This window comes from Leclercia sp. LSNIH1 (assembly GCF_002902985.1).
Taxonomy (GTDB): domain Bacteria; phylum Pseudomonadota; class Gammaproteobacteria; order Enterobacterales; family Enterobacteriaceae; genus Enterobacter.
In genome coordinates this window covers 2,936,371-2,959,746 of sequence record NZ_CP026167.1, presented here as the reverse complement: position 1 = coordinate 2,959,746, position 23,376 = coordinate 2,936,371, and the positions used below count along the sequence as shown (strand labels likewise).

General features: G+C 53.5%; 28 protein-coding genes and 1 other annotated feature. Of the genes, 11 read left to right on the top strand and 17 right to left on the bottom strand.

What is annotated here, in order from left to right; genetic code table 11:
- From pheS to thrS, 6 genes are all read right to left on the bottom strand, one after another.
- Positions 1-984, bottom strand: a complete 984-nt coding sequence (gene pheS / locus C2U54_RS14735) for a phenylalanine--tRNA ligase subunit alpha (RefSeq protein ID WP_103179306.1) — start codon at positions 982-984, stop codon at positions 1-3.
- Between the two features lie 40 nt (positions 985-1,024).
- Positions 1,025-1,148 (bottom strand) — a sequence feature (Phe leader region).
- On the bottom strand, positions 1,099-1,143 hold the full coding sequence (gene pheM, locus C2U54_RS14730; RefSeq protein ID WP_001386830.1) for a pheST operon leader peptide PheM: 45 nt from the start codon (positions 1,141-1,143) through the stop codon (positions 1,099-1,101). (Overlaps the previous feature by 45 nt.)
- Positions 1,149-1,265: 117 nt before the next feature.
- On the bottom strand, positions 1,266-1,622 hold the full coding sequence (gene rplT, locus C2U54_RS14725) for a 50S ribosomal protein L20 (protein ID WP_000124850.1): 357 nt from the start codon (positions 1,620-1,622) through the stop codon (positions 1,266-1,268).
- A gap of 50 nt (positions 1,623-1,672) precedes the next feature.
- On the bottom strand, positions 1,673-1,870 hold the full coding sequence (gene rpmI, locus C2U54_RS14720) for a 50S ribosomal protein L35 (RefSeq protein WP_001124225.1): 198 nt from the start codon (positions 1,868-1,870) through the stop codon (positions 1,673-1,675).
- Between the two features lie 97 nt (positions 1,871-1,967).
- Positions 1,968-2,510, bottom strand: a complete 543-nt coding sequence (infC, locus tag C2U54_RS14715; RefSeq protein WP_023616141.1) for a translation initiation factor IF-3 — start codon at positions 2,508-2,510, stop codon at positions 1,968-1,970.
- Between the two features lie 3 nt (positions 2,511-2,513).
- Positions 2,514-4,442, bottom strand: coding sequence for a threonine--tRNA ligase (gene thrS, locus C2U54_RS14710; protein WP_103179305.1), 1,929 nt, complete (start codon positions 4,440-4,442; stop codon positions 2,514-2,516).
- Positions 4,443-4,757: 315 nt separating this feature from the next.
- Between thrS and yncL the strand changes: the two genes are divergently transcribed.
- A complete protein-coding gene (gene yncL, locus C2U54_RS14705) occupies positions 4,758-4,862 on the top strand; it encodes a stress response membrane protein YncL (RefSeq protein ID WP_309236337.1) in 105 nt (34 codons plus the stop codon).
- Between the two features lie 100 nt (positions 4,863-4,962).
- Positions 4,963-5,070, top strand: coding sequence for a small membrane protein YniD (yniD, locus tag C2U54_RS14700; protein WP_103179303.1), 108 nt, complete (start codon positions 4,963-4,965; stop codon positions 5,068-5,070).
- Between the two features lie 185 nt (positions 5,071-5,255).
- Here the strand turns inward: yniD and C2U54_RS14695 are convergent, their stop codons facing one another.
- Positions 5,256-5,489, bottom strand: coding sequence for a hypothetical protein (locus C2U54_RS14695; RefSeq protein ID WP_103179302.1), 234 nt, complete (start codon positions 5,487-5,489; stop codon positions 5,256-5,258).
- Positions 5,490-5,745: 256 nt separating this feature from the next.
- The gene (locus C2U54_RS14690; protein WP_103179301.1) at positions 5,746-6,504 is read right to left on the bottom strand and encodes a DUF481 domain-containing protein; all 759 of its coding nucleotides are present in this window, start codon (positions 6,502-6,504) and stop codon (positions 5,746-5,748) included.
- Positions 6,505-6,796: 292 nt separating this feature from the next.
- Here C2U54_RS14690 and pfkB point away from each other — a divergent pair, with 292 nt between their 5' ends.
- The 3 genes from pfkB to C2U54_RS14675 all read left to right on the top strand — a co-directional run bounded on the left by pfkB (position 6,797) and on the right by C2U54_RS14675 (position 9,073).
- On the top strand, positions 6,797-7,729 hold the full coding sequence (gene pfkB, locus C2U54_RS14685) for a 6-phosphofructokinase II (RefSeq protein ID WP_103179300.1): 933 nt from the start codon (positions 6,797-6,799) through the stop codon (positions 7,727-7,729).
- 87 nt (positions 7,730-7,816) lie between these two features.
- Positions 7,817-8,107 (top strand): type V toxin-antitoxin system endoribonuclease antitoxin GhoS, encoded by a 291-nt coding sequence (ghoS, locus tag C2U54_RS14680; protein ID WP_103179299.1) that lies wholly within the window; start codon positions 7,817-7,819, stop codon positions 8,105-8,107.
- A gap of 105 nt (positions 8,108-8,212) precedes the next feature.
- Positions 8,213-9,073 carry a fructosamine kinase family protein gene (locus tag C2U54_RS14675; RefSeq protein ID WP_103179298.1) on the top strand — a complete coding sequence of 287 codons (861 nt, stop codon included), beginning with the start codon at positions 8,213-8,215 and terminating at the stop codon, positions 9,071-9,073.
- Between the two features lie 39 nt (positions 9,074-9,112).
- On the opposite strand, the gene C2U54_RS14670 is transcribed toward C2U54_RS14675, so the two are convergent.
- Positions 9,113-9,649: a YniB family protein gene (locus C2U54_RS14670; RefSeq protein ID WP_103179297.1), complete on the bottom strand. Its 537-nt coding sequence runs from the start codon at positions 9,647-9,649 to the stop codon at positions 9,113-9,115.
- A gap of 144 nt (positions 9,650-9,793) precedes the next feature.
- On the opposite strand from C2U54_RS14670, the gene hxpB reads away from it, so the two are divergent.
- The 4 genes from hxpB to C2U54_RS14650 all read left to right on the top strand — a co-directional run bounded on the left by hxpB (position 9,794) and on the right by C2U54_RS14650 (position 13,576).
- A complete protein-coding gene (gene hxpB, locus C2U54_RS14665; RefSeq protein WP_103179296.1) occupies positions 9,794-10,462 on the top strand; it encodes a hexitol phosphatase HxpB in 669 nt (222 codons plus the stop codon).
- A gap of 148 nt (positions 10,463-10,610) precedes the next feature.
- Positions 10,611-11,372: a 2-dehydro-3-deoxy-D-gluconate 5-dehydrogenase KduD gene (gene kduD / locus C2U54_RS14660; protein WP_103179295.1), complete on the top strand. Its 762-nt coding sequence runs from the start codon at positions 10,611-10,613 to the stop codon at positions 11,370-11,372.
- 92 nt (positions 11,373-11,464) lie between these two features.
- Positions 11,465-12,055, top strand: a complete 591-nt coding sequence (locus C2U54_RS14655; RefSeq protein ID WP_103179294.1) for a metal-dependent hydrolase — start codon at positions 11,465-11,467, stop codon at positions 12,053-12,055.
- Positions 12,056-12,184: 129 nt separating this feature from the next.
- Positions 12,185-13,576: an L-cystine transporter gene (locus tag C2U54_RS14650; protein WP_103179293.1), complete on the top strand. Its 1,392-nt coding sequence runs from the start codon at positions 12,185-12,187 to the stop codon at positions 13,574-13,576.
- Positions 13,577-13,634: 58 nt separating this feature from the next.
- Here the strand turns inward: C2U54_RS14650 and cedA are convergent, their stop codons facing one another.
- Positions 13,635-13,874 (bottom strand): cell division activator CedA, encoded by a 240-nt coding sequence (cedA, locus tag C2U54_RS14645; RefSeq protein ID WP_231604252.1) that lies wholly within the window; start codon positions 13,872-13,874, stop codon positions 13,635-13,637.
- Between the two features lie 210 nt (positions 13,875-14,084).
- On the opposite strand from cedA, the gene katE reads away from it, so the two are divergent.
- A complete protein-coding gene (gene katE, locus C2U54_RS14640; protein ID WP_103179291.1) occupies positions 14,085-16,343 on the top strand; it encodes a catalase HPII in 2,259 nt (752 codons plus the stop codon).
- 128 nt (positions 16,344-16,471) lie between these two features.
- Here katE and chbG read toward each other — a convergent pair whose 3' ends face one another.
- The 7 genes from chbG to osmE form a co-directional block, all read right to left on the bottom strand.
- Positions 16,472-17,230, bottom strand: a complete 759-nt coding sequence (gene chbG / locus C2U54_RS14635; RefSeq protein ID WP_103179290.1) for a chitin disaccharide deacetylase — start codon at positions 17,228-17,230, stop codon at positions 16,472-16,474.
- A gap of 11 nt (positions 17,231-17,241) precedes the next feature.
- Positions 17,242-18,597, bottom strand: a complete 1,356-nt coding sequence (locus tag C2U54_RS14630) for a 6-phospho-beta-glucosidase (protein WP_103179289.1) — start codon at positions 18,595-18,597, stop codon at positions 17,242-17,244.
- Positions 18,598-18,699: 102 nt separating this feature from the next.
- Positions 18,700-19,518 carry a transcriptional regulator ChbR gene (gene chbR, locus C2U54_RS14625; RefSeq protein WP_103179288.1) on the bottom strand — a complete coding sequence of 273 codons (819 nt, stop codon included), beginning with the start codon at positions 19,516-19,518 and terminating at the stop codon, positions 18,700-18,702.
- A gap of 28 nt (positions 19,519-19,546) precedes the next feature.
- Positions 19,547-19,900, bottom strand: a complete 354-nt coding sequence (chbA, locus tag C2U54_RS14620) for a PTS N,N'-diacetylchitobiose transporter subunit IIA (RefSeq protein WP_103179287.1) — start codon at positions 19,898-19,900, stop codon at positions 19,547-19,549.
- 45 nt (positions 19,901-19,945) lie between these two features.
- Complete coding sequence (gene chbC / locus C2U54_RS14615) at positions 19,946-21,304, bottom strand: PTS N,N'-diacetylchitobiose transporter subunit IIC (protein ID WP_103179286.1); 1,359 nt, start codon at positions 21,302-21,304, stop codon at positions 19,946-19,948.
- Positions 21,305-21,385: 81 nt separating this feature from the next.
- A complete protein-coding gene (gene chbB, locus C2U54_RS14610) occupies positions 21,386-21,703 on the bottom strand; it encodes a PTS N,N'-diacetylchitobiose transporter subunit IIB (protein ID WP_103179285.1) in 318 nt (105 codons plus the stop codon).
- Between the two features lie 272 nt (positions 21,704-21,975).
- A complete protein-coding gene (osmE, locus tag C2U54_RS14605) occupies positions 21,976-22,317 on the bottom strand; it encodes an osmotically-inducible lipoprotein OsmE (protein ID WP_103179284.1) in 342 nt (113 codons plus the stop codon).
- A 231-nt stretch (positions 22,318-22,548) separates the two neighbouring features.
- Here osmE and nadE point away from each other — a divergent pair, with 231 nt between their 5' ends.
- Positions 22,549-23,376 (top strand): ammonia-dependent NAD(+) synthetase, encoded by an 828-nt coding sequence (nadE, locus tag C2U54_RS14600; protein ID WP_103179283.1) that lies wholly within the window; start codon positions 22,549-22,551, stop codon positions 23,374-23,376.

The following is a 23,376-nucleotide window of genomic DNA, read 5'->3' as shown; positions in this document are numbered from 1 at the left end:
TTATTTAAACTGTTTGAGGAAACGCAAATCGTTTTCGAAGAAAGCGCGTAAGTCGGTCACGCCATAACGCAGCATGGTCAGACGCTCCATCCCCATACCGAACGCAAAGCCGGAGTAAACTTCCGGATCGATGCCGACGTTACGCAGGACATTCGGGTGCACCATGCCGCAGCCCAGCACTTCCAGCCATTTGCCGTTTTTACCCATCACGTCAACTTCGGCAGAAGGTTCAGTGAACGGGAAGTAGGAAGGACGGAAACGGATCTGCAGATCTTCTTCAAAGAAGTTGCTCAGGAAGTCGTGCAGAGTACCTTTCAGGTTGGTAAAGCTGATGTTTTTATCCACGATCAGCCCTTCCATCTGATGGAACATCGGGGTGTGGGTCTGGTCGTAGTCGTTACGATAAACGCGGCCCGGCGCGATAATGCGGATTGGCGGCTGCTTCTCTTTCATGGTACGGATCTGTACGCCAGAGGTCTGGGTACGCAGCAGACGGGTAGCATCGAACCAGAAAGTGTCGTGGTCAGCACGTGCCGGGTGATGGCCTGGGATATTCAGGGCATCGAAGTTATGGTAATCGTCTTCGATTTCCGGGCCGGTCGCCACGGTAAAGCCGAGCTCACCGAAGAAACTTTCAATGCGGTCGATAGTTCGCGTGACCGGATGCAGACCACCGTTTTCAATACGACGACCCGGCAGGGAGACGTCGATGGTTTCTGCAGCCAGACGCGCATTCAGCGCAGCGCTTTCCAGCGCGTTTTTACGCTCGTTCAGCGCCTGCTGAACCTGCTCTTTGGCTTCGTTAATTACCGCACCTGCAGCCGGGCGCTCTTCTGGCGGCAATTCACGCAGGGTAGTCATTTGAAGGGTCAATTGCCCTTTCTTGCCCAGATATTCCACGCGGACATTGTCTAACGCGGCAACATCTGAGGCCTGGTTAATGGCGGCCGTTGCACTGGCAACCAGCTCTGCGAGATGTGACATGGTTTTCCTCGTTATGTAGCGATATTTACAAGCGGCAGATACGAAAAAAGCCTCCATCAGGAGGCTTTCTGGCGCTGTTTTCCGTTTCGTCTTTCACGCGCTAGCCTCCTGATGTCAGGTGCTAAAGTAAAAGAAGAAGCGGAAAATAGCAGCATTCATGCTTGCGTTACCTTGTGTGGTATGGGACCTGTCGCCCTATTGAAAAGGGTCGCCAGAAAATTGTCAATGTTTTGATGCTGTTGAAACGAAAAGAGGGAGCAGAGCTCCCCCTTTCAACTGGCTTATGCCAGAGCTGCTTTCGCTTTTTCGACCAGAGCGGTGAACGCTACTTTGTCGAATACTGCGATGTCAGCCAGGATCTTACGGTCGATTTCAACAGAGGCTTTTTTCAGGCCGTTGATGAATTTGCTGTAAGAAATACCGTTCTGACGTGCTGCTGCGTTGATACGCGCAATCCACAGTTGACGGAACTGACGCTTACGCTGACGACGGTCACGGTAAGCGTACTGACCTGCTTTGATAACAGCCTGGAAGGCAACGCGGTATACGCGTGAACGCGCACCGTAGTAGCCTTTAGCTTGTTTCAAAATTTTCTTGTGACGTGCACGTGCAATTACACCACGTTTTACGCGAGCCATGTGTGCTCTCCTGTATCTATTCTAAGTTAAAAAAGTTAAACGTTAACGACTTATGCGTACGGCAGGCACGCGATTACCAGGCCCAGATCGCCTTTAGAAACCATGGCTTTTGGACGCAGGTGACGTTTACGCTTGGTAGCTTTCTTAGTCAGAATGTGACGCAGGTTAGCGTGCTTGTGCTTAAAACCACCTTTACCGGTTTTTTTGAAGCGCTTAGCAGCACCGCGTACGGTCTTAATTTTTGGCATTTTAATAACTTCCACTTCGCATTGTTAAATAAACGAAACGCAGGCGAACAAAACCTGCGAAGCCTGTCGGCTCCACAGGAATTGCTACTTGAAGGCCTTACTGTTTCTTCTTAGGAGCGAGCACCATGATCATCTGGCGGCCTTCGATCTTCGTAGGGAAGGATTCGACTACTGCCAGTTCACTCAGATCGTCACGGACGCGGTTAAGCACTTCCATACCGATCTGTTGGTGGGCCATCTCACGACCGCGGAAACGCAGCGTGATCTTGGCCTTATCGCCATCTTCCAGAAAGCGAATCAGGCTGCGGAGTTTTACCTGATAATCGCCATCGTCGGTACCAGGACGGAATTTAATTTCCTTAACCTGGATAACTTTTTGCTTCTTCTTCTGTTCCTTAGAAGACTTACTCTTTTCATAAAGGAACTTGCCGTAGTCCATGATACGACAAACTGGCGGTTCGGCGTTAGGGCTGATTTCAACTAAATCTACTCCAGCTTCTTCAGCCTTTTCGATTGCTTCTCTCAGACTCACAATCCCCAGCTGCTCGCCTTCCAGACCTGTTAAGCGAACTTCCTGGGCGCGAATCTCGCCATTGATACGATTCGGACGTGCCGTTTGAACTCGTTTTCCGCCTTTAATACCTTATTCCTCCAGTTGTTGAAGACTGCGGCTGCGAATCTCTTGTTGCAGCTTCTCAATCACTTCACTTACGTCCAGGCTGCCCAGGTCTTTACCACGGCGGGTGCGAACGGCAACTTTGCCTGCTTCCACCTCTTTATCACCACAGACCAACATATACGGGACACGACGTAAAGTGTGCTCGCGGATTTTAAAGCCAATCTTCTCATTTCTCAAGTCTGCTTTTACGCGAATGCCCGCATTTTGTAGTTTCTGCGTCAATTCTTTAACGTAATCAGCCTGAGAATCGGTAATGTTCATCACCACTACCTGCACCGGCGCAAGCCAGGTTGGGAAGAAGCCAGCGAACTCTTCGGTCAGGATGCCGATGAAGCGCTCCAGAGAACCGAGAATCGCACGGTGAATCATTACCGGAACCTGACGCTCGTTGTCTTCGCCAACGTAAGAGGCGCTTAAACGCTGCGGCAGGGAGAAGTCCAGCTGTACAGTACCGCATTGCCATGCACGATCGAGGCAGTCATACAGGGTAAATTCAATTTTCGGACCGTAAAATGCGCCTTCGCCCAGCTGGTATTCAAACGGGATACCGTTCTCTTCCAGCGCGACGGCCAGGTCCGCCTCAGCACGATCCCAGGTCTCGTCACTGCCGATACGTTTTTCAGGACGAGTTGAGAGTTTGACCACGATCTTCTCGAAGCCAAAGGTGCTGTACATATCGTAGACCATACGAATACAGGCGTTAACTTCATCACGCACCTGATCTTCAGTACAGAAGATATGCGCGTCATCCTGCGTAAAGCCACGAACACGCATCAGGCCATGCAGCGCGCCTGATGGCTCGTTACGGTGGCAGCTACCGAACTCCGCCATACGCAGCGGCAGGTCGCGGTAGGATTTCAGACCCTGGTTGAAGATCTGAACGTGACCCGGACAGTTCATCGGCTTAATGCAGTATTCACGGTTCTCAGAAGAGGTGGTGAACATTGCATCTTTGTAGTTGTCCCAGTGGCCGGTTTTTTCCCACAGCACACGGTCCATCATGAACGGGCCTTTCACTTCCTGATACTGGTACTCTTTCAGCTTGGAGCGTACGAACGTCTCCAGTTCGCGGAAGATAGTCCAGCCATCGTTATGCCAGAACACCATACCCGGCGCCTCTTCCTGCATGTGATACAGGTCGAGCTGTTTACCGATTTTACGGTGGTCACGCTTCGCCGCTTCTTCCAGACGCTGCAGGTACGCGTTCAGGGCTTTTTTGTCGGCCCAGGCGGTACCGTAAATGCGTTGCAGCATCTTATTGTTGCTGTCGCCACGCCAGTAAGCGCCTGCGGTCTTCATCAGCTTGAAGTGATGGCAGAAACGCATGTTCGGCACGTGCGGTCCACGGCACATGTCGACATATTCTTCATGATGATACAAGCCAGGCTTATCATCATGGGCAATGTTTTCATCAAGAATAGTGACTTTGTAGGTTTCACCACGCTTCACGAAGGTTTCACGCGCTTCGTGCCAGCTCACTTTCTTCTTAATGACGTCATAGTTGCTCTCAGCCAGCTCGTGCATACGCTTTTCGAGGGCTTCGATATCTTCCTGGGTCAGGGTGTGGTCAAGGTCAACGTCATAGTAGAAGCCGTTGTCGATAACCGGGCCGATAGCCATTTTGGTGTGAGGCCACAGCTGTTTGATCGCATGACCGAGCAGGTGTGCGCAGGAGTGACGAATGATCTCCAGACCTTCTTCGTCTTTCGCGGTGATGATCGACAGCTTCGCATCGTTTTCAATTAAATCGGAAGCATCAACCAGCTCACCATCTACGCGGCCAGCAATAGTGGCTTTCGCCAGTCCCGGGCCGATATCCAGCGCAACATCCATTGGGCTGACGGCGCGGTCAAAATGGCGTTGGCTGCCATCAGGAAGAGTAATAACAGGCATTTTATATCCTTATTTGCAGTGATGCCCCACACATAAGAGCATATGCAAAGAAAATAATCTTTAATTTACAGTGGATTGCAAAACCATCTGACCAACAATCGTCAAATTGGCCCGCAACCATGCACAGGATCGAAATCAGATAAATGACAATTTACGATCAGCCCGAAGATGGTAACACTAACAAAAGGGTGAAAACACCCTTTACAGGCAGAATGAACGCGTTAGTACTTTTGCATGAGTTTGACGTGGAATTTCAGACAGCTGCTCGCAATAGCGGGCTGCTAAGCTATTCTTGAAAAGGTCCTTCAACATTCCATGGGGCAAATTATGAACGTATCCAGCAAAACAGTCGTTATCCTGAACATTCTTTCTGCCACCGCCTTACTCGTCATTCTGGCAGATAAGTTTCACTGGTTTTGACGCGTGTTGTTGCAGGCGCCTGAGGATGTAGCATCCCGGTGAAGCGCAATTATCTTTGTTCTTTGGTAAACTCCATGAATCAATGAACAAGGATGATCGGATGCCAACGAAACGCTTTACAAAAAAACACTGGAAGATGGTGATTGTGTTAATCGCCATCTGCGTTGCCATGCTGTTATTACGCTGGGCGGCAATGCTTTGGGGTTAATCGTATCGCCTTCCCCTACGCTATAACGGTATTTCGCGTCTTGTAGGTAATAATGGCGCGAATATAAAACCGCGTTCTATATAACTTTACAAAAATGACAAAAATAAAAAACCGGTACATCAAAATCCGGTTTTTTTAGTGGCAATAACAGCCCGTAAATGAATGGAGATAATCTGACAAATCGATCAGGACCATTCCCCGGCGACCAGTTTATGCACGTCGAATGCGTCATCCATGGACTGCCCGGTAGATTGCGAACCCGGGGCGATGTTTGATCCGGCTTCTACATCAGAGGCTTTGGTAATGCCGATTTGTGTAGAGGTGTCACTGGCAGAGTTATATACAGCGTCAGCGGCAAATGCGCCGAATGACAGTGCAGAAAGCACCAATGCTGCAGATGCAGTTACGATTTTATTCATAATGTTTTTCTCTTACTGAATTAATACAGACCAACTTAAGGCAATATCTAGCCTGTGTTCATAGTTTAGATCTGGATCACACTTTTGCATAGTCAAAATATTTATCAATTCGTGTCAAATAAACTGAATAGTTAACGAAGCGAGGAATTATGGAGAGAATATGGAGATATCGGCTGCCGCTATATTCTAAAACAGTGTTTATTATTTATCAGCACAAAAATTAAAAACGGGCCAATATATTCTTGGCCCGCGATAATTACATTTTGTAGCCCAGAGAGACGGTGGTTCTACGATCGGTGTGTTCCGGCGCAGACGCTGGCGGCTCGGAGTTCCAGGTCACATTGTATGCAACTTTCAGCCCGAAATGGGCGTTGATTGCCACGTTAAGCGCGGTTTCGGAGTTGACGGTGGTGTCGTCAGCGCCAAAGACAGAAACGCCCTGGCTGAATTTCGCGTTATCGGTCATCTGCCATGCATAAGTTCCGGACGCGTAGCCCAGCGGCTGAGTTTCCGTGTCGCCGTCAGTGTATTCGTCATAACGTACGCCTGGACCAAATTCAAAGCGGAAGCTGTGTACCGGACCGTTCAGGAACTGCCGACCGTAACCGGCGGTCGCAACGTCACGCTCACGATAGCCGTTATAGCGATCGGTTAACCAGCTTGCCTGGCCAAACAGATAGTCATAGTCGGTCACATTGAAACGGCTACGCCCACCTACCGCATATTTCTCGGAAGAACGCTCATCGTTAGAAGAGGTGTTACTTGCGTTACCCCACAGCGACCAGGCGGTAGTATTGCCGTACCAGGTCAGGGTGGTGTCTGCGGTCAGGGAGGAGCTTTTCGTATTGCCCGATTGCGCCAGATAACCTGCGTTAAGGTTGCCTTCGAAGGGTTTCTGTGCAGTGGAGGGATCATCCATGACAGTAAAAACGGAATCATCGGCTGCTGCATTCATTGACGCAAGCAGACCTCCCGCTAACATCATCGCAGCGGGTACTGTCTTTAAGAGCTTCATTTATAAAGAGTCCGTACAACAAAAAAAGAGACCATTACGGTCCCGGAAACTTTCTTGCGGATCAATGCCATGGGATCCTTGGAAAGGTAACAAATTATAAAAAGGCTCAAATAACATAGCAATGATTTCTTGTTTCATTTTTGGAATAAGAACGATCTCAAAGCCCTCTAATATTTATAAAAAACAGTCACGTTACGTAAAGATATTTATATTAGAAATCATATTGTTATTTCTTTCGCTTCTGTGGGTTCGGTGCCAGGCTTAATGCAAACCTCACTTACAGGAGATAAGCATGGATCGTATTTTTACGTTGACGCTCTCCCCTTCCCTGGACAGCGCTACCCTGACGGCACAAATCTATCCTGAAGGTAAACTCCGCTGCAGCGTGCCGGTCTTTGAGCCCGGCGGCGGCGGCATTAACGTCGCCCGCGCTATTACGCACCTTGGCGGAAAAGCCACAGCCATCTTCCCCGCGGGCGGTGCGACGGGCGAACATCTCGTCTCACTCCTTGCCGACGAGCAGGTTGCCGTCGATACGGTTGAGGCCCGGGACTGGACCCGGCAAAACCTGCATGTTCACGTTGAATCCTCTAACGAGCAATACCGCTTTGTGATGCCTGGTGCGACATTAAGCGAAGATGAGTTTCGCCAGCTTGAAGAGAAAGTGCTGGCCATCGAAAGCGGCGCATTGCTGGTTATCAGCGGCAGTCTGCCACCCGGTGTGAAAACCGAAAAACTGACGCAGCTGATCCGCGCTGCCCAGCAGAACGGCATTCGCTGCATTGTCGATAGCTCCGGGGAGGCGCTCAGCGCCGCGCTGACGCTTGGCAATATTGAGCTGGTAAAACCTAACCAGAAAGAGCTGAGCGCGCTGGTCAATCGTGACCTCAGCCAGCCAGACGATGTGCGTAAGGCCGCCGAGGAGTTAGTGAAAAGCGGCAAAGCGCGGCGGGTCGTCGTCTCCCTGGGACCGCAGGGGGCGCTGGCCGTTGATGAAACCGGCTCGGTACAAGTGGTACCGCCGCCGATGAAAAGCCAGAGCACCGTCGGCGCAGGTGACAGCATGGTCGGCGCCATGACCCTGAAACTGGCGCAGGGCGCATCCTTACGGGAGATGACCCAGTACGGGGTGGCAGCAGGCAGCGCGGCGACCATCAATCACGGCACCCGACTCTGCTCGCTGGAAGACACGCAAAAAATATTCAAGTATCTGGCAAATGCGTAATGACAGCCCTCCCGGTTAGCCGGCGAGGGCGACAAATAGCATGAATCGACTATGCTAAAAAATTTCGGGATAACAACGAGGTGAATGATGAGTAGTGGAGAGATCGCGCGCTACGTGGTAACCATTAAAGTGCATGAAGATACGCTGACCGAGCTCAACGAAATGAACAACAACCTCACCCGCGGAGGTTTTTTACTGACCATGACTGACGATGAGGGCACGCTGCATGAGCTGGGCACCCATACTTATGGTCTGGTTACCCCGCTGGGTGAAGACGAGGTGAAGGCGCTGGCGTCGGGGCTGGTTGAGAGCGCAACCGGGAAAGAGCCGCAGGTTGAAGTCACGCGCTGGGAAAACTGGCAAAAAGAGCAACAATAAATGCCCGAGGGCCAACCAAACGGCCCAACTGTGCGTTAGCTCGTATTTTTTTACCATAGTTTCACGCTAACTTTATGATCTGGCAGACAACATGGGAGAGCGATCATGTGGCAGGCTATCAGTCATCTTTTGAGTGAACAGTTGGGCGAAGGTGAAATTGAACTGCGTAATGAGCTGCCAGGAGGCGAAATCCACGCCGCGTGGCATCTGCGCTATGCAGGCCTCGATCTCTTCGTAAAATGTGACGAACGTGAACTGTTACCGATATTCACAGCAGAAGCCGATCAGCTGGAACTGCTCTCCCGCAGCAAAACCGTATCTGTTCCTACAGTCCGGGCCGTCGGTAGCGATCGTGACTACAGTTTCCTGGTGATGGACTATCTCCCTCCCCGCCCGCTCGACGCGCATAATGCCTTTATTCTGGGGCAGCAAATCGCCCGCCTGCATCAGTGGAGCGAGCAACCACAGTTTGGCCTCGATTTTGACAATGACCTCTCCACCACGCCACAACCCAACGCCTGGCAGCGACGCTGGTCAACCTTCTTTGCCGAACAGCGCATCGGCTGGCAGCTGGAGCTGGCAGCGGAAAAAGGGCTGGCGTTCGGCAATATTGACGCCATTGTCGATCATATTCAGCAGCGCCTGGCCTCGCACCAGCCGCAGCCTTCGCTGCTGCATGGCGATTTATGGTCGGACAACTGCGCGCTGGGGCCGAACGGCCCCTACATCTTCGACCCGGCCTGTTACTGGGGAGACAGAGAGTGCGATCTCGCCATGCTGCCGCTCCATCCTGAACAGCCGCCGCAAATTTACGACGGCTACCAGTCGATATCACCGCTGCCGGCAGATTTTCTGGAAAGGCAACCGGTGTATCAGCTCTATACGCTGATGAACCGCGCCATTCTGTTTGGTGGGGAGCATATGGTGAATGCGCAGCGAGCGCTGGAGCGGGTACTGGCGGCATAACGCGCAGGCTGCCGGGCTTCAGCGCCCGGCAGCGAACGCTTAGATCAGGCCGAGCAGCGAAAACAGGAAATACCCGGCGACGATCATCAGCACGGGCAGCACGTAGAGCGTGAATATTTGCAGGAAAATAGTGTTATTCGGTACCACAATACGTGATTCGATCTGCTCACGGGTCAAGCCCTCCTCCCCTCTCGCTTTCTCCAGAATCAGCTGCGCCTCCAACCCTTCGCGGATCATGCGCGTCTGGCGGCGCATCCGCGCTCCCGAGGCCTGCAGCGCGAGGGCAATAAAGATCAGGGCAAAAATAATCCAGAACGCGATGTTCATCCCCTGCCGAAAATCAGGCGTGGGCGAGTTGTACCAGAAAAAGTTCAGGAATGGGGTATTGAACCGCATCATCTCAATCATGACATGGGCAAAATCAAGCATCACGGCATTAATCCCGGCCTGCTTCTCGCTGTGGTCATAGATAAATTTCAGAACAGAAATAATGGTCGAGATAACTGATGGGATAAAAATCACCCATCCGGCGATCTGTTTCAGTATCGCAACGCGACCAGCTTGTTGATATGTCATTGGTTCCTCATTATGAAATTACATCCTTTGTGGCTAAGTTTACCTGCTGGATCTCATTTTCGCCCGCTCTTTACTGGCGATATGCTAAATTGCCAGGGTGAGGTAGCGCTTACCGCTGCTAAAACCAACGAAAGGAGAGGTTGCATGTCGACGCCACGTCAAATTGTTGCTGCCATTTTTGATATGGATGGATTACTGATTGATTCTGAGCCGCTGTGGGATCGGGCTGAACTGGATGTAATGGCGAGCCTGGGTGTGGATATCAGCCGCCGTCACGAGCTGCCGGATACCCTCGGCCTGCGCATCGATATGGTGGTTGATCTCTGGTACGCCCACCAGCCGTGGGTAGGTCCAGGCCGGGATGAAGTGACCGATCGCATTATCAACCGCGCCATTACGCTGGTGGAAGAGACCCGTCCCTTACTCAAAGGCGCGCGTGAGGCCGTATTACTCTGTAAAGAGCAGGGACTGAAGGTCGGTCTGGCCTCCGCCTCGCCGCTGCATATGCTGGAGAAGGTGCTGATCATGTTCGATCTGCGCGACAGCTTCGACGCGCTGGCCTCGGCAGAAAAGCTCCCGTACAGCAAGCCGCATCCGCAGGTCTATATGGATTGCGCTGCGAAACTGGGCGTCGACCCGACCGCCTGCGTGGCGCTGGAAGACTCGGTAAATGGCATGATTGCCAGTAAAGCGGCCCGGATGCGCTCAATTGTTGTTCCTGCGGAAGAGAACCAGCACGACGCGCGTTACGCACTGGCCGATGTCAAACTGACCTCCCTGCAGGCGCTTACCGTGGCGCATCTGCGCGGGTAATGGTCACTGGCGGGCAGCCCCCTGTTGCCCGCAAACATGACCGCCTTAAAAATTTTTGAAACGCTATTTCATTTTAATTTGATCTTCCTGATAGCTGATTCTATGCTTACCTCAGAACAACTATACCCCCCTACACACTGAGGTCTGTATGATACTGGATGCCTTTAATCTTTCAGGAAAAGTTGCCATCGTTACCGGCTGTGATACCGGCCTCGGCCAGGGCATGGCGCTGGGTCTGGCCCAGGCTGGATGCGATATTGTCAGCGTCAATCGCCGCGTTCCGGAAGAGACCGCCGCAGGCGTGAAAGCGCTGGGGCGCCGGTTTCTGGCTATTCAGGCCGACCTCAGCAAGCAGGATGCCATTGAAAGTCTGGTTGAACAGGCGGTGACCGGCATGGGGCGGGTCGATATCCTGGTGAATAACGCCGGAACCATTCGCCGGGAAGATGCGTTGACCTTCAGTGAGAAAGACTGGGATGAGGTGATGAACCTCAACCTGAAGTCGGTCTTTTTCCTCTCTAAGGCCGTGGCCCGCCAGTTTATTGCCCAGGGGCAAGGGGGCAAAATTATCAATATCGCTTCCATGCTCTCCTTCCAGGGGGGGATCCGCGTTCCCTCTTATACCGCGTCAAAAAGCGGCGTGCTGGGGCTCACCCGGCTGCTAGCCAACGAGTGGGCACAACATGGTATTAACGTAAATGCCATCGCCCCGGGGTACATGGCGACCAACAACACCCAGCAGCTACGCGACGACGAACAGCGCAGCAAAGAGATCCTCGACCGTATTCCGGCGGGTCGCTGGGGCAAGCCGGACGATCTCCAGGGTCCGGCGGTATTTCTGGCCTCTTCCGCCTCGGACTATGTGAACGGTTATACCCTTGCCGTCGATGGTGGCTGGCTGGCGCGTTAACAGCTTTGTGACAAAGAGTTACACCGTCACTACTTCCGTATACTGTATAAAATCCCTATACTGGATGCATCGACAGTTTAGTGGGTTTTATCATGACGGCGGAAGGTCATCTGCTTTTTTCTCTCGCCTGCGCAGTGTTTGCCAAGAACGCTGAGCTTACACCGGTGCTGGCGCAGGGTGACTGGTGGCATATTGTGCCATCGGCGGTTTTGACCTGCCTGTTACCGGATATCGATCATCCTAAGTCGCTGCTCGGGCAGCGGCTGAAGTGGATCTCCAAACCCATTGCCCGCGCCTGCGGCCATCGTGGGTTTACCCACAGCCTGCTGGCGGTGTTCGCCGCCCTGACCCTCTTCTATTTAAAAGTGCCCGACAGCTGGCTTATCCCCGCAGACGCCATTCAGGGAATGGTGCTGGGTTACCTGAGCCATATCCTGGCCGACATGCTCACCCCGGCAGGGGTTCCCCTCCTCTGGCCCTGCCGCTGGCGTTTTCGTTTGCCTATCCTCCGCCCGCAAAAAGGTAACCAGCTGGAGCGTGCGCTGTGCATGGCCCTGTTTGCCTGGGCCGTCTGGATGCCTCAGACGCTGCCTGAAAACGGTGCCGTGCGCTGGTCTTCGCACATGATCAATTCGCTGCAATTTCAGTTCAACCGCTTTATTCATCTGCAAAGTGAGCAGTAACTGGACAAACTTAACCGTTTTGGCATAACCCATTCCATTTGGATATAAGCGACTGGATCACACTTCTGCTAACCTTGCGCCAACAAGGTCGGACTGATACCGATCTGATATTAAATCAGGAGAACGGGGATGAATTTTCCATTAATCGCGAACATTATGGTGTTCGTCGGCCTACTGCTGTTGCTGGCGCAGGCGCGTCATAAACAGTGGAGCCTGGCTAAAAAAGTGCTGGTCGGTCTGGTCATGGGCGTGGTCTTTGGCCTGGCGCTGCAGGCCATTTACGGTTCCAGCAATCCGGTACTGAAAGAGTCTATTCAGTGGTTTAACATTGTCGGCAACGGCTACGTCCAGCTGCTGCAGATGATCGTCATGCCGCTGGTCTTCGCCTCTATTCTGAGCGCGGTTGCCCGTCTGCATAACGCCTCCCAGCTGGGGAAAATCAGCTTTCTGACCATCGGTACGCTGCTGTTTACTACGCTTATCGCGGCGCTGGTCGGTGTGCTGGTCACCAACCTGTTTGGCCTGACGGCAGAAGGCCTGGTGCAGGGCACCGCGGAGACCGCGCGCCTGACCGCCATCGAGACCAACTATGCGGGTAAAGTGGCGGATCTCACCGTTCCGCAGATGCTGCTCTCCTTTATCCCGAAAAACCCGTTTGCCGATCTGACCGGTGCCAACCCGACGTCTATCATCAGCGTGGTAATTTTTGCCGCCTTCCTGGGCGTAGCTGCCCTGAAGCTGCTGAAAGATGATGCGCCGAAAGGCCAGCGCGTACTGACCGCCATCGATACCCTGCAGAGCTGGGTGATGAAGCTGGTGCGTCTGGTGATGCAGCTGACCCCGTATGGCGTTCTGGCGCTGATGACCAAAGTGGTTGCGGGCTCGAACCTCCAGGACATCATTAAGCTGGGTAGTTTCGTGGTGGCCTCGTATCTCGGTCTGGGCATTATGTTTGTGGTTCACGCCATTCTGCTCAGCGTAAACGGCGTCAGCCCGCTGAAATACTTCCGCAAAGTGTGGCCGGTACTGACCTTCGCCTTTACCAGCCGCTCCAGCGCCGCCTCCATTCCACTGAACGTGGAAGCGCAGACCCGTCGTCTGGGCGTGCCGGAATCGATTGCCAGCTTCTCTGCCTCCTTCGGTGCAACGATTGGCCAGAACGGTTGTGCGGGTCTCTACCCTGCCATGCTGGCGGTGATGGTTGCCCCAACGGTTGGGATTAACCCGCTGGATCCGGTATGGATTGCGACCCTGGTGGGGATTGTCACCGTGAGCTCTGCCGGTGTGGCCGGTGTGGGCGGCGGCGCAACCTTCGCGGCACTGATTGTTCTGCCTGCGATGGGTCTCCCGGTAACGCTGGTGGCTCTGCTGATCTCCGTTGAACCATTGATCGACATGGGGCGTACCGCACTGAACGTCAGCGGCTCCATGACCGCCGGGACGCTGACCAGCCAGTGGCTGAAGCAGACCGACAAAACTATCCTGGCAAGTGAAGATGACGCGGAGCTCGCGCACCGTTAATCGCCTTCTGAGTTAAAAAAAACCGCCTTCCGTAATGACGGCGGTTTTTTTATCTCTGTTAATCCTCAACCTCTTCATCCTGACGGACCTGTAGCGCCCAGCGCTGGGCTGATTCCGGTACGGTAAAAGCTGGAGAACGACGAAAACGCTCCCCGATCAGCACAAAGGCCACATATTTGCCGCGTAACAGCCAGACGTCACGAAAGCCATCCATTTTGGTGGCATGTTCTGGCGGCGCAGGTTCAACGCGAGGCTGGTAACTGATCACAGGGCGGTTTTGTTGGCGAAGAGGTTTCATAAGCAGCAGTTTCACTAAACATACATAAAAATCAGCAAATTCTTATCATAGCCGATTGCCCCTCCTGCGTCGCGCCTCACGTGTCTTATGCAACATAAGCTCTGACCTTAGATCGGCCTTTCACCCGGTTTATAACCCGTAATGTTCTATAGTTATTGAGTTTTGACGCAAAAACGGCCGCATTTCAGCAATGAAAAGGAGACGAGTGCAATGTCGCAAAATGATAAGACCCATAAACCTGAACAATCCCCGCTTCACGATGCCAGCGAAGCGAAACCCGGAATGGACTCGCTGGCCCCGGCAGACGGTTCTCACCGCGCAAGTCCAGTCCCTACTCCGCCAGGCCAGGAGCCGACGGCCCCCGGCAGCATGAAGGCACCTGATACCGGCAACCAGAAACTGAATGCGCTGGAGGGGGTTCGCAAAGGGGGGGAAAACTTCCCGTTGACCACCAACCAGGGCGTGCGTATCAGTGACGATCAGAACTCCCTTCGTGCCGGTACGCGCGGCCCCACCCTGCTGGAAGACTTTATCCTGCGGGAGAAGATCACCCACTTTGACCATGAACGTATCCCGGAGCGCATCGTACACGCCCGCGGCTCCGCCGCACATGGCTATTTCCAGCCTTACAAAAGCCTGAAAGAGATTACTAAAGCCGATTTCCTGTCGGATCCGGATAAAATCACGCCGGTTTTTGTACGCTTTTCCACGGTACAGGGCGGGGCAGGTTCCGCCGACACGGTGCGCGATATTCGCGGTTTCGCCACCAAGTTTTACACTGATGAAGGCGTTTTTGATCTGGTGGGCAACAACACACCGATCTTCTTTATTCAGGACGCACACAAGTTCCCCGATTTTGTTCACGCCGTAAAACCGGAACCTCACTGGGCTATTCCCCAGGGCCAGAGCGCACACGATACCTTCTGGGATTACGTGTCGCTGCAGCCGGAAACCCTGCATAACGTGATGTGGGCGATGTCCGACCGCGGCATTCCGCGCAGCTACCGCACCATGGAGGGCTTTGGCATTCATACCTTCCGGCTGATTAACGCCGAAGGCAAAGCCACCTTTGTGCGCTTCCACTGGAAACCGGTCGCCGGTAAAGCCTCTCTGGTATGGGATGAGGCGCAAAAGCTCACCGGGCGCGATCCAGACTTCCATCGCCGCGATCTGTGGGAATCCATTGAAGCGGGCGACTTCCCGGAATTTGAGCTCGGTTTCCAGCTGATCCCGGAAGAGGACGAGTTCAAGTTTGATTTTGATATCCTCGATCCGACCAAGCTCATTCCCGAAGAGCTGGTGCCGGTTCAGCTGGTGGGCAAAATGGTGCTCAATCGTAACCCGGACAACTTCTTTGCCGAAAACGAGCAGGCCGCGTTCCACCCAGGGCATATTGTCCCCGGGATGGACTTCACCAACGACCCATTACTGCAGGGTCGTCTGTTCTCCTATACCGATACGCAAATCAGTCGTCTGGGCGGGCCTAACTTCCACGAGATCCCAATCAACCGACCAACCTGCCCGTACCATAATTTCCAGCGGGACGGGATGCACCGCATGGAGATCGACACCAATCCGGCGAACTACGAGCCAAACTCGATCAACGACAACTGGCCGCGCGAAACGCCGCCGGGGCCAAAACGGGGCGGATTCGAGTCCTATCAGGAGCGCGTGGAGGGATCGAAGATCCGCGAGCGTAGCCCCTCTTTCGGTGAATACTATGCCCATCCGCGCCTGTTCTGGCAGAGCCAGACGCCCGTTGAGCAGGATCATATCGTGGGCGCCTTCAGCTTTGAGCTGAGCAAAGTGGTGCGGGCCTATATCCGCGAGCGGGTGGTCGATCAGCTGGCCCATATTGATATCACGCTGGCCCAGAAGGTGGCGGACAATCTGGGCATCACCCTTACCGACGAGCAGCGTAACCTGGCTCCGCCGCAGGATGTGAACGGCGTACAAAAGGATCCCTCCCTCAGCCTGTATGCAGTTCCTGGCGGCGATATCAAAGGCCGTGTGGTGGCGGTATTGCTGAACGATACTCCACGGGCCAGCGACGTGCTGGCGGTGCTCCAGGCGCTCAAGGCCAAAGGCGTCCATGCCAAACTGCTCTATTCGCGCATGGGTGAAGTCACCGCCGATGACGGCTCGGTACTGCCAGTGGCGGCCACCTTCGCCGGTTCACCGTCGTTGACCGTCGATGCGGTCGTCGTGCCGTGCGGCGATATTCAGAGCCTGCTGAATAACGGCGACGCTGCTTATTATCTTCTGGAAGCGTACAAGCATCTCAAGCCGATTGCGCTGGCTGGCGATGCCCGTCAGTTTAAGCCGCTGCTGAAGGTGGCAGATCAGGGCGAAGAGGGTATCGTCGAAGGCGATACGGCTGCGGGTACATTTATGGATGAACTGACGTTGCTGATGGCGGCGCACCGGGTATGGTCGCGCAGCAGTAAGATTGACCAAATACCTGCGTAAAAAAGCCGGGTGGCGCTTGCGCTTACCCGGTCTACGGTTCCGTGTAATTTGCTAACCGGATAAAACCCGGCGCAAGGTTCCATTGAAGTTGTAGGCCGGGTAAGGCGAAGCCGCCACCCGGCATTTCCTCACAGATCCCCGAACGTTCCCAGACGATACCCGCGTTCGGCAATCACATACTTCAGCGACGTCGAGGTCAGCACCTCCATCTCCGTCAGTCGTGGCCAGCAGTAAGCGCTTTTACGGATCGTATTGTCGATAAAGGCCGGATGCGCCATCACCTCCAGCGACCGCTCTCCCTGCTGTACGGACCTGTCCAGTACGCTTAAAAACAGCGCTTCACTGATTTCATCGCCATAAAATGCGCTACTGAAACCGTCCGTCGTGGGCGGCAGATCGCCCCCCATTTCGCCGGGCATGTCGGCCTGACGATCCACACGCAGCGCCACCCCTTTGCGGCGGGCAAACTCGGCCACCAGCGGGAAGATGGCCGGGATCATATGCACGTGATGATGGCTGTCGATATGGGTCGGTTCGCGCCCGAAGAGATCGACGAAGCGATTGAACTGACAGTCCAGTTCGCGGGCGATCTCCTCCAGGGGTAACGTCCCCTCCTCTGCCCTCTCCCAGATCCATTTGCCCAACACCCCCTCCCGGGTCAGCCCTGGCATAGCGGTCAGCGGCATACCAAGGGTCAGAACAAAGTGCATGCCCACGCCCAGATCGGGCAGATCCCGGCTGAGCGCCGCGGCGTGCTCAATGGCTTCACCGTTCACCATCGCGGTGGTGGAGGTCACCACGCCGTGCCGACAGGCTTCCACGATGCCGTAGTTCTGCCCTTTTGAGAGGCCAAAATCATCGGCATTGACGATCAGCAGATATTCCATAGCGATCCCTCTTAGTGCTGCTCGCTTTTCAGTTTATCGATCGTGGCGGCGAAGTTCGGCAGCCATTTTTCATGGGCCAGGATCAGATCCCGCGCCAGCTTCTCGGCATCACGATCGGAGTGCACCAGCGGGCTCAGGTTCAGCGCCAGCAGCACGTCGTTCAGCTCGCCGCTGATGGCCGCCTGGCTTGCCGCCACTTCAAAGCCCTTGATGGTGTGGATGAGGCCCATCACTTTGTCATCGAAATGGGTCAGTCGCGGATGTGGCTTCGCCCCGTCACGGCCCAGGATGCAGGTCATCTCCACCGCCCAGTCCGCCGGGATGTTATCGATGTGGCCGTGGTGCGGCACGTTGACGTAGTGTTCCGCCTGCTTGTCGTTGTAGATAGCGTTGATCACTTCGCAGGCCGCATCGGAGTAGTATGCTCCGCCGCGCTGCTCCAGCTCTTTCGGCTTCACGTCCAGATCCGGGTTCTTATAGAGCTCGAACAGCTGTTTTTCCACCTTCTGCACCACCTGCGCGCGGGCACCGCCTTTGTAGTATTCGCCCATCTCGATCGCCAGCATCTCTTTCAGCTTGAAGTAGTAGAGCAGATAGGAGCATGGCAGCAGATTCAGGGAGCGGATCAGCCCTTCGCTAAACGGCAGGTCAAAGATGTTCTTCACCGAACTTGCTTTCAGAGTGCCGCTGGCAACGCCATCCAGCAGCTCCGGGAAACGTGATTTGCCGTTGACCAGGACATCCTTGATAAAGACCATGTGGTTCAGGCCAAACAGGTCGATAGAGAGGTCGTCGTTGTCGGTCAGGGCCAGCACGTCGTGAATAAACATCTTCATGCCGATAGGAATATTGCAGACCCCAATGAAGCGTTTGAACCCGGTATGGCGATAGACCGCTTCGGTGACCATCCCGGCCGGGTTGGTGAAGTTAATCACCCATGCCTGGGGGCAGATCTCCTGTACATCTTTAATGATGTCGAACACCACCGGAATGGTGCGCAGCCCTTTGAACAGGCCGCCTGCACCGTTGGTCTCCTGGCCCAGATAGCCGTAGCTCAGCGGGATACGCTCATCCAGCTCGCGCGCTTTCAGCTGGCCGACACGCAGCTGCGTCGTCACGAAATCGGCATCTTTCAGCGCCTGACGACGGTCGAGGGTTTTATGCACGGTCATCGGCACACCCGCTTTTTTCACCATACGCTGGCACAGGTCGAAAATAATATCGAGCTTCTCCTGGCCCTCGGCCACGTCAACCAGCCACAATTCGCTGACCGGCAGTTCATGATAACGCTTAAGGAAGCCTTCCAGTAATTCCGGGGTGTAGCTGCTTCCGCCGCCGATGGTCACTACTTTAAGTTTCTTTTGCATAATATTCTCCCTGGAGATCCGCTTTTTAAGTATAGCGATCCCGTCCCATTTATATTGGGCAAGCCTGTTAATCGATATTCCCGGCGGTAAACCCGCCGGACGTTAATTAATAACTGTGAGGTTTTTCCGGTAGCTGTTAGGGGTAAATGAGGTCAATTTCTTAAAGGTTTTAATAAACAGACTCGGACTGCTATAACCGGATTCGTAAGCAATATCCGTCACCGAATAGTTGGTGATTTCCAGCTGTTTTCTGGCGAAATTGATCCGTATTTCATTAATAATCTGCATCGGCGTTTTCTGGTAATAACGCTGGGTGGCACGGGTCAGGTATTCCTGGGATTTTCCCGACAGCGCCACCATATTTTCCAGCGCGTTTTCACCAAAACGCAGCTTGTCATGCATCATTTCAACGGTCGTGCGCAGCCATTGCGGAATATCGTCGGTTGCCTGCTGCTCTTCGCGATAATGGCGTAGCCGATTGACGACGTAAAAGGTCACCGTTTCAATAAATTCATCGAATTCATTGTCGCGGAAGTTGAGTGAGGCAATAACGGTATCGATCCAGTTCAGGAATTCACTTTTAACGTGATAAACCTGCGATGCAACAAAGCAGAACGGCAGCAGCGGCGAGTAGTGGGTTTCGAAGAAGCGTTTACTGATGCCGACGTTGAGAATGCGCGTGGCACCAAAATCGTAAAAGCTCTGATGGTGAGAACCCATCGGGATAAAAACAAAATCCCCACGCTCCAGCAGCACCCGCTTGCCGTTGATCTCCTGGAAATAGCGGCCGGTCAGCACGATGGTGAACTCATAGTAGTCATGCTGATGCAGACCGCTGATGCTCTCCACCTTGTTGTAGATAAACACATGAAAATTTTTACCATTAAACAGCTGTTGTTCCCGGGCGGTAGTGATTTCCATGGCGCTGACCTCCTGCTATCAGTCTGATCTACTGCATTTTCTCGTGAAGTTCGATGAGTTCCGCCACCAGCTCACGCGCCAGCATGGAGGTCATCAGATGGTCCTGAGCATGTACCAGCACCAGGCTGACCTTCATTTTACCTTCACCCTGATCGCTTTCGATCAGTTTTGTTTGCACCAGGTGCGCTTCATTGAGCGCGGTGCGCGACTGGGCCATCATCTCTTTCGCGGTGTCGAAATCGCCCTGCTTGGCTTTTTTCAGCGCCGCGTACGCCAGGCTGCGCGCCTGACCGGAGTTGATGATAAGCCCCATCACCACTTCTTCAAGATCGTTCTCTGCGACCTCTTCCGCTTCTGCAACTACATTCTCTAAATCAAACATGTTTTCTCTCCTGTAGTGACGCGGGTCGCCCCGCGTCATACGACATCAGAATTTCAGTGCGAGGGCGATATCCTCTTCGCTCTCTTCTTCATCAATGGTGGTCTGGGCTTTATTGGCGATGGCAACGAATGGCATATAGAGCAGGGTTGCCACACCCAGGTTAAATATCGCCAACAGGAAGGCCGCTACGCTGCCGTTGGTGTTGAAGAAGGCGCCCAGACCGGCTGGCATGGTCCACGGTGCAATGTTAGTGACCGGCGGGATGATGCCCAGGTAGTAAGCCGTCAGGGTAATGGCCGCCAGCAGCGGCTGCACCAGGACGAACGGAATAAACATCACCGGGTTCATGATAATCGGCAGACCGAACAGGATGGGCTCGTTAATCTGGAAGATGCCTGACGGCAGGGCCAGCTTCGCCACCTGACGATGATCCGCACGACGGGAGGTGATAAATACCGCGATGATCAGGCCCAGCGTTGCCCCGGTACCGCCCAGGAAGATGTAGGAGTCCAGCATCGGTTTCGCCCACACGTGGAAGGTTTTACCGGCCGCCAGCGCTGCGTCAACGGAGCCGTACTGCTGGTAGAGCGCCACGTTTTCCAGCGCCCATGGGGTCATGATGCCGCTGTCCAGCGCAGCCAGCGCCAGAGAGCCGTGAACACCGAAGAACCAAAGCAGGGAGGTGAAAATCACGTAAGCCCAGCCTACCACGCCTCCCATGGATGCCAGCGGTGTGGAGATGGTGTCCATGATGATCTGGTGGAAGTTGGTGCCCCAGTGTGAGAGCGCCCAGGCGATAGTCCCCATGATGGAGAGAATAATGAAGCCGGGGATCAGCGCCGAGAACGAGCGCGATACCGATGCCGGAACGCTGTCCGGTAAGCGAATCACCCAGTTGCGTCGAATAATAAAGGTGAACATCTCCGCCACCACCAGACCGATCACAATGCCGGAGATGATGTTTGCCCCGCCCAGCCAGTTGGCGCCCACTGCGTAGGCTTCGCCCACGCTGTAAGGGGTGACGGTCATAAACGCAGCGACAGATAATAAACCGGCGGCCAGTGAGTCGACTTTACGCTCTTCTGCCAGCGCCATCCCGATAAAGAAAGGTGCCATCAGCGACATAATACCCAGCGTACCGTTGTACACATTGCCGCCGATGGCCTTGAAACCATTTAATGTTTCAATAGTTGAGGGATCTAAACGCACGCCTAATGAATAGAAAAATGAACCATCACCGAAGCTAAGAAAAACGTTGTTAATTAAAACGAACATGGCCCCGGCCAGTGTTAACGGCATTACTTTAATAAAACCGTTTTTAATGGCGTTGACATGCGGTTGCTTTCCTATTTTAACTGCAAAAGGAAGGAGTACCTTTTCAAGCGCAGCAATAAATCTACTCATAGAAAATACCCTTAAATGCCGCAATAATATTGCGGCGTAAATGTGTGAAATTGCTCTTTGACGGGAAAAATAAAAATTAAATTAATTAGCAGCTTTTTTAATCGCCGCTACTGCAGCTTTAAGAACACCCAAACCATCCACTTTGCCGTACAGGGCAGAGTCGATCACTTCAACCGGTTTATTCGGTAACAGACGCTGAATTTCTGGCAACATATAGGCAATTTGCGGCCCCAGCAGTACCACATCGGCACTGGTGCCTTTTTCGCCTGCCAGCGTTTCCGGGAAGGCTTCAATGATAACCGGAACTTCGTACTTCTCGGCCTGCGCGCGCATCTTTGTCACCAGCAGTGACGTTGACATGCCTGCTGAGCAAAACAGATAGATATGTTTCTTTTCCATAATGACTTCCCTCTTATATAGCCACCGCGTTAGCTGCGACTTCAGCACCGTTACCGGGCGTTCTTCTCGCAGGCTGGTCTGATGGGATGAGTATACGGCAAGCGAAAAGGCTGTGGTAATCCAGGATGTTTTGGAATTGTCTCTCATTGACCTGCGGTTATGACAACCTTCACATTTCAGGCAAATAATTCGCGATAAGAAATAAGATTATAGGGGGGAAAAAGAAAAACCGGCCAGTTGGCCGGTTTGGATCTGCTCAGGCAAAAGGGTTATCAGGCTTTAGGTGCCTGCGGATCGGTGTCATATTCCGCGCAGGTCTGGTAGCCAGAGTTCATAACGTGACCTGTGTCATCTAATGCAACAAAATAGGTTTCGGTTTTACCATCCCGTTGACCCAGGATATAGGTCTGACAGGTACCGCGAGCGTGGATCATCGTCACTTCAGAGGATGGCTTACCGGCCAGCTGCTCGACCTGAGCGCGGCTCATCCCTTTCTTAACATCTTTGACCACAGGCTCTTTAAACTGATCGGTTGTGCGGTCATAAGCGGTACAGCCCGCCAGTAAAGTCAGTACAGCCGCTGCGCCTAACATTCCTGCTACGTTCTTGTTCATATTCCGTCCTCTTGTTTATCAGCGTGTTAAGTAAGCCTGGAATAGAAAACCACATTTTTCAACCTCAAGCGTGACGGCAAAGTTTTTTCGGAAAATTCCGGCAAAACAAAAAAAACCTGCTAAATCGCTCTATTTCGCTCCATTCAAATTTGTGATCCTTGTCGTTTTACCCATCACAGGTTAGCTTTAACAGTACATTCATCAGGCAAATTTGTGTAACGGAGGGGCTAGATGGCTCTGCAACAAGAGATTATCCAGGCACTGGGTGCAAAACCCACTATCAACGCGGAAGAAGAGATTCGCCGTAGCGTCGATTTTTTGAAATCCTACTTAACCCGCTTCCCGTTTCTGAAAACGCTGGTGCTGGGCATCAGCGGCGGTCAGGACTCTACGCTCGCCGGGAAGCTCGCCCAGATGGCGATCAACGAACTGCGTGCCGAAACGGGGAATAACGACCTGCAGTTTATCGCGGTGCGCCTGCCCTACGGTGTGCAGTTCGACGAGCAGGATTGTCAGGATGCCATCGCGTTCATCCAGCCCGATCGCGTGCTGACCGTCAATATTAAAGAAGCGGTGCTGGCCAGCGAAAAAGCGCTGCGCGAGGCGGGCATTGAGCTGAGCGATTTCGTCCGCGGTAACGAAAAAGCCCGCGAGCGCATGAAGGCGCAGTACAGCATCGCCGGGATGACCAGCGGCGTAGTAGTGGGGACAGACCATGCGGCAGAAGCCCTTACCGGCTTCTTCACCAAATATGGCGATGGCGGTACCGACATTAATCCGCTGTTTCGTCTCAACAAGCGCCAGGGCAAACAGCTGCTGGCCGCGCTGGGCTGTCCGGAGCATCTGTATAAAAAAGCCCCTACCGCAGATCTGGAAGACGATCGCCCTTCCCTGCCTGACGAAGCTGCGCTGGGCGTGACCTATGAAAATATTGATGATTATCTGGAAGGTAAGACGCTGGACGAAGGCACCGCCCGCATTATCGAAGGCTGGTACCTGAAGACCGAGCACAAACGTCGCCCGCCGATCACGGTGTTTGACGACTTCTGGAAAGCGTAA

Excerpts from the sequence above, each read along its gene's own strand:
- nadE (WP_103179283.1), top strand. The coding sequence starts at position 22,549 with ATGGCTCTGCAACAAGAGATTATCCAGGCACTGGGTGCAAAACCCACT.
- C2U54_RS14670 (WP_103179297.1), bottom strand. The coding sequence starts at position 9,649 with ATGACATATCAACAAGCTGGTCGCGTTGCGATACTGAAACAGATCGCC.
- osmE (WP_103179284.1), bottom strand. The coding sequence starts at position 22,317 with ATGAACAAGAACGTAGCAGGAATGTTAGGCGCAGCGGCTGTACTGACT.
- rplT (WP_000124850.1), bottom strand. The coding sequence starts at position 1,622 with ATGGCTCGCGTAAAACGTGGTGTAATTGCACGTGCACGTCACAAGAAA.
- ghoS (WP_103179299.1), top strand. The coding sequence starts at position 7,817 with ATGAGTAGTGGAGAGATCGCGCGCTACGTGGTAACCATTAAAGTGCAT.
- hxpB (WP_103179296.1), top strand. The coding sequence starts at position 9,794 with ATGTCGACGCCACGTCAAATTGTTGCTGCCATTTTTGATATGGATGGA.
- chbR (WP_103179288.1), bottom strand. The coding sequence starts at position 19,518 with ATGGAAATCACTACCGCCCGGGAACAACAGCTGTTTAATGGTAAAAAT.
- chbG (WP_103179290.1), bottom strand. The coding sequence starts at position 17,230 with ATGGAATATCTGCTGATCGTCAATGCCGATGATTTTGGCCTCTCAAAA.
- thrS (WP_103179305.1), bottom strand. The coding sequence starts at position 4,442 with ATGCCTGTTATTACTCTTCCTGATGGCAGCCAACGCCATTTTGACCGC.
- rpmI (WP_001124225.1), bottom strand. The coding sequence starts at position 1,870 with ATGCCAAAAATTAAGACCGTACGCGGTGCTGCTAAGCGCTTCAAAAAA.
- C2U54_RS14690 (WP_103179301.1), bottom strand. The coding sequence starts at position 6,504 with ATGAAGCTCTTAAAGACAGTACCCGCTGCGATGATGTTAGCGGGAGGT.
- cedA (WP_231604252.1), bottom strand. The coding sequence starts at position 13,874 with ATGAAACCTCTTCGCCAACAAAACCGCCCTGTGATCAGTTACCAGCCT.
- chbA (WP_103179287.1), bottom strand. The coding sequence starts at position 19,900 with ATGTTTGATTTAGAGAATGTAGTTGCAGAAGCGGAAGAGGTCGCAGAG.
- yncL (WP_309236337.1), top strand. The coding sequence starts at position 4,758 with ATGGGGCAAATTATGAACGTATCCAGCAAAACAGTCGTTATCCTGAAC.
- C2U54_RS14695 (WP_103179302.1), bottom strand. The coding sequence starts at position 5,489 with ATGAATAAAATCGTAACTGCATCTGCAGCATTGGTGCTTTCTGCACTG.
- chbB (WP_103179285.1), bottom strand. The coding sequence starts at position 21,703 with ATGGAAAAGAAACATATCTATCTGTTTTGCTCAGCAGGCATGTCAACG.
- C2U54_RS14630 (WP_103179289.1), bottom strand. The coding sequence starts at position 18,597 with ATGCAAAAGAAACTTAAAGTAGTGACCATCGGCGGCGGAAGCAGCTAC.
- kduD (WP_103179295.1), top strand. The coding sequence starts at position 10,611 with ATGATACTGGATGCCTTTAATCTTTCAGGAAAAGTTGCCATCGTTACC.
- C2U54_RS14655 (WP_103179294.1), top strand. The coding sequence starts at position 11,465 with ATGACGGCGGAAGGTCATCTGCTTTTTTCTCTCGCCTGCGCAGTGTTT.
- C2U54_RS14650 (WP_103179293.1), top strand. The coding sequence starts at position 12,185 with ATGAATTTTCCATTAATCGCGAACATTATGGTGTTCGTCGGCCTACTG.
- chbC (WP_103179286.1), bottom strand. The coding sequence starts at position 21,304 with ATGAGTAGATTTATTGCTGCGCTTGAAAAGGTACTCCTTCCTTTTGCA.
- pheS (WP_103179306.1), bottom strand. The coding sequence starts at position 984 with ATGTCACATCTCGCAGAGCTGGTTGCCAGTGCAACGGCCGCCATTAAC.
- yniD (WP_103179303.1), top strand. The coding sequence starts at position 4,963 with ATGCCAACGAAACGCTTTACAAAAAAACACTGGAAGATGGTGATTGTG.
- katE (WP_103179291.1), top strand. The coding sequence starts at position 14,085 with ATGTCGCAAAATGATAAGACCCATAAACCTGAACAATCCCCGCTTCAC.
- pfkB (WP_103179300.1), top strand. The coding sequence starts at position 6,797 with ATGGATCGTATTTTTACGTTGACGCTCTCCCCTTCCCTGGACAGCGCT.
- C2U54_RS14675 (WP_103179298.1), top strand. The coding sequence starts at position 8,213 with ATGTGGCAGGCTATCAGTCATCTTTTGAGTGAACAGTTGGGCGAAGGT.